Origin of the sequence: Pseudomonas sp. KCJK8993 (assembly GCF_046230915.1) — a bacterium.
GTDB lineage: Bacteria > Pseudomonadota > Gammaproteobacteria > Pseudomonadales > Pseudomonadaceae > Aquipseudomonas > Aquipseudomonas piscis.
In genome coordinates, this window is sequence record NZ_JBJJLO010000208.1 from 1 (window position 1) to 3,967 (window position 3,967).

Here is a 3,967-nt window from a genome sequence, read left to right on the forward strand (position 1 = left end):
GACGCAACGGGTGTGGTATGACATCGATGCCTTCGCCGGGGAGGAAAAAACCTTGACTTCCTTTGTCTTGTCCTCCGTGAGCTAGGCGCAGCCCTGCGCGTAAAAAAGCCAACGCAAGTTGGCTTTTTTTATGCCCGTTCACCTGCCTCCCGGGCTGGGCAAAATGCTCAGCAAATACAGCAAAACGGCATATTTCACTGCCCGGGTCCGAACCCTAACCTTGTGTCCATCAGCTTCTCAACCGGAATGGAATACAACAAAAATGACTGAATACAATATCGCCCTGGTGGGCTTCGGTGGGGTCAACCGGGCCCTGGCGCAGTTGATTGCCGAGCGCAATCAGGCGTGGAAAAAACAGTTGGGTTTCAGCTTGAAGATCGTTGGCATCAGCGATCTGTTCCTGGGCTCCATCGTCGCTCCCCAGGGGCTGGATGCCGGTCTGCTGAGCAAGGTGCCGGCAACCAGAGGCGCGTTGGCGCAACTGCCGGGCGGCCAGGTGGAGGCACTCAATGAGCAGGTGATCAAGGACTCCGGCGCTCACATCATGGCCGAGGCCACTTTCACCAACCCGGTGGACGGCGAGCCAGCCAGTACCTTCTGTCGTTGGGCCCTGGAGCAGGGCAAGCATGTGGTAACCACCAACAAGGGCCCCATTGCCCTGCACGGCGCCGAACTCAAGGCCCTGGCCCAGCGCAATGTGGCGGCCTTCGAATATGAAGGGGCGGTGATGAGCGGCACCCCGGTGATCCGCATGGCCAAGCAGTCCCTGGCCGGCAGTGGGCTGCTGGGGTTCGAAGGCATCCTCAATGGCACGTCCAACTTTGTGCTGACCCGCATGGAAGCCGGCCTGGGCTTTGCCGAAGCGGTGGCCGAGGCCCAGGCCCTGGGTTACGCCGAGGCCGATCCGAGCGCGGATGTCGAAGGCTTCGATGTGCGCCTGAAGGTGGTGATCCTGGCCAACGAACTCTTGGGTGCGCAGTTGACGGTCAATGACGTCGCCTGCCGCGGGATCTCCGGCCTGACGGCCCAAGACCTGGCCCAGGCCCGTGCCGAGGGTATGTGCTGGAAGCTGATCGGTTCGGCCCGGCGCCTGGCCGACGGCGCCCTGGAGGCCAGTGTCGAGCCGCGCCTGTTGCCGCTGGAGCATCCGCTGGCAGGTATTTCCGGGGCGATCAATGCACTGTCGTTCAATACCGAGCTGTTGGGGGCGGTGACGGTTTCCGGGCCGGGCGCTGGGCGCATCGAGACGGCCTTTGCCTTGCTCTCGGACATCATCCACATCCACCAATCGCGCTCGGCCCGCTAGGAGAATGCCCATGAATCTGTCTCGCCTGGTGCCTCTGGCCGACTCGATTGAAGTGCGCAGCCCCTTTGATGGACGGGTCATCGGCAGCGTGCCGCGCACCGATGCCAGCGCCGTGCCCTACCTGTTGCAGCAGGCCCGCGAGGGCGTGCGGACTTGCGCTGCCCTGCCGCGTTTCCAGCGGGCGCGGATTCTTGAGCAGGCGGCCCTGAAGATTGAACGTGACGCCGAGCACTTCGCCCGGTTGATCGTCGATGAAGCGGGCAAGACCCTGAAACAGGCGCAGAAGGAGGTCAAGCGCTGCGTCAATACCCTCAAGCTGTCGGCCGAAGAGGCCAAGCGCAATGCCGGTGAGGTGCTGCCCTTCGACGCTTACGAAGGCTCGGAAAACCGCCAGGGCTGGTTCTCTCGCGAGCCCCTGGGGCTGATCCTGGCGATCACGCCCTACAACGATCCGTTGAACCTGGTGGCGCACAAGCTTGGCCCGGCGATTGCCGGGGGCAACGGGGTGATTCTCAAGCCCTCGGAGCTGGCGCCGCTGTCGGCGATCAAGCTGGTGGAATACCTGCGTGATGCCGGCCTGCCAGAGTCGGTGGTGACCCTGGCCACCGGCGGCGCGGATTTGGGTAAGGCCCTGGTGGAAGCCCGCGAGGTGCGCATGGTGTCGTTCACCGGCGGCTTCGTCACCGGCGAGCAGATTGCCCGCAGCGCCGGTTTGAAGAAGCTGGCCATGGACCTGGGAGGCAATGCGCCGGTGATCGTGATGGCCGACTGCGACCTGGCGGCGACGGTGGAAAGCTGCGTGTCCGGAGCCTTCTGGGCGGCGGGGCAGAACTGCATCGGCACCCAGCGCCTGCTGGTCCAGGCCTCGATCTATGAGGCATTTCGCGAGGCTTTTGTCCGCCTTGCCCGTACTCAGGTCAGTGGCGACCCGCTGGCCAGCAGCACGGACATCGGGCCGATGATCAGCCAGCAGGCGGCACAGCGCGCCCAGGCCATGGTGGACGAAGCCCTGCAGCAAGGCGCGCGGCTGCTGTGCGGGCACCAGCGCCAGGGTTCCTGCTACGCCGCCACGGTGCTGGAGAACGTCGATCACCGCAGTCGCCTGTGGCGCGATGAGGTGTTCGCCCCGGTGGTGGTGTTGCAGCCGTTCGACGACCTGGACCAGGCCATCGCCCTGGCCAACCAGCCGGAGTACAGCCTGCATGCGGGGATCTTCACCAACGACCTGCGTATCGCCATGGACGCCGCGCGGCGTATCGAGGCGGGCGGGGTGATGATCAACGACTCTTCCGACTACCGTTTCGATGCCATGCCCTTTGGCGGCTTCAAGTACGGCAGCCTGGGGCGCGAAGGAGTGCGTTTTGCCTATGAGGAAATGACCCAGCCCAAGGTGGTGTGCTTGAACCGCCTGGGCTGAGGGACATAGCGCTAACACGACAGGTCGTCGGGCACCGGGCAGGTTTGGTCACCTGCCCGGTGTTTTTTTGCCGGCGACGCGGGGCGATGAATCGATCGCGATACGGGCAATGGTAGAGTTCGCCGCTTCAGGATGAACGATGCAGGAAGCGGGTCAATGATCAAGGTGTGGTTGCAACAAGGGCGCGGCCTGTGGCTGGCGCTGTTTCTCGGGCTGCTGCCGGCGCTGGTGCACGCCGAGGAGGCGCCGCCGGGGCTGGTGAATGTGCCCCTGGATCGGCGAGTGATCGACCTGACCGCGACCTTGGACAGCGTCACTCAAGAGCGGATGGTGCACAAGCTGGAGGCCCTGGAGCAGCGCCGCGGCGCGCAGATCGCGGTGATGCTGGTGCCCCACCTGGGCCAGCAGAGCATCGAGGCCCTGGGCAACCAGCTGTTTCGCGCCTGGAAGCTGGGGCGCAAGGGTGCCGACGACGGCATCCTGCTGTTGGTAGCGAAGAACGATCGCAAGGTGCGGATCGAGGTCGGCTATGGCCTGGAGCCGGTGGTCACCGATCTGCTGGCCGGGCAGATCATCGCCCGGGACCTGGTCCCGGCCTTTCGTCAGGGCGACTTTGCCGGCGGTATCGACCGTGCCCTGGACGACCTGATCCTGCTGGTGGACGGGGACTTGCTGCCCGAGCCTGCGGGGCTGCCGGAACCGGTGGAGCGGGCGGTGCCGCTCGAAGCCTATGCCTTGCTGCTGGCGTTCGTTTTCGGCTCGGTGGCGGGGGTGATGCTGGCTGCCGGCTGGAACTGGCGTCGGGTGCTGGGTGGCGCAGTGGTGCTGATGGCGGTGCTGGTGGGAGCCGTGGGCGGCCAGGAGTGGCTGGCGCAGCTATTCGTGGTGCCGCTGTGCATGTTGATCGGCGGTGCGACCTTCGCCGGGCTGTGGCAGGCGCGAGGGGTGTTCTACGGGGTGCTGGGGCTGCTGCTGTACATCGGCCTGCTGACCCTGCTCAGCCAGTATCTGGGCAGTCTGACGTTCCTCTACGGCCTGGCCTGGCCGGCGGGGGTGCTGCTGGTACTGGGTGGCCATTGGCTGCTGTACTGGATGATGCGCAACAGCTGGCGCAGGAGCCCTCGGGGCTTTTTGTGGCGCTTTGCCGTGCTGCTCACGCTGGTCCTGCTGATGGGCCTGGGCGTGGATGCCTGGCAGGCGGCCCAGCGTTGGCTGACGGTCGTGCCGTTCGCCTATTTCCTGAG

The 3,967-nt window shown here is 65.1% G+C and carries 3 protein-coding genes; all 3 read left to right on the forward strand.

Features of this window, described 5'->3' with window-relative positions:
• Positions 1 to 262 precede the first annotated feature (262 nt).
• Positions 263 to 1,306, forward strand: a complete 1,044-nt coding sequence (locus ACK6AU_RS31455; RefSeq protein ID WP_409303633.1) for a homoserine dehydrogenase — start codon at positions 263 to 265, stop codon at positions 1,304 to 1,306.
• A gap of 10 nt (positions 1,307 to 1,316) precedes the next feature.
• Positions 1,317 to 2,723, forward strand: a complete 1,407-nt coding sequence (locus tag ACK6AU_RS31460) for an aldehyde dehydrogenase family protein (RefSeq protein WP_185702060.1) — start codon at positions 1,317 to 1,319, stop codon at positions 2,721 to 2,723.
• A 156-nt stretch (positions 2,724 to 2,879) separates the two neighbouring features.
• Positions 2,880 to 3,967: TPM domain-containing protein (locus ACK6AU_RS31465; RefSeq protein ID WP_409303635.1), on the forward strand; the 1,088-nt coding region annotated here is incomplete at its 3' end.

Excerpts from the sequence above, each read along its gene's own strand:
- ACK6AU_RS31460 (WP_185702060.1), top strand. The coding sequence starts at position 1,317 with ATGAATCTGTCTCGCCTGGTGCCTCTGGCCGACTCGATTGAAGTGCGC.
- ACK6AU_RS31455 (WP_409303633.1), top strand. The coding sequence starts at position 263 with ATGACTGAATACAATATCGCCCTGGTGGGCTTCGGTGGGGTCAACCGG.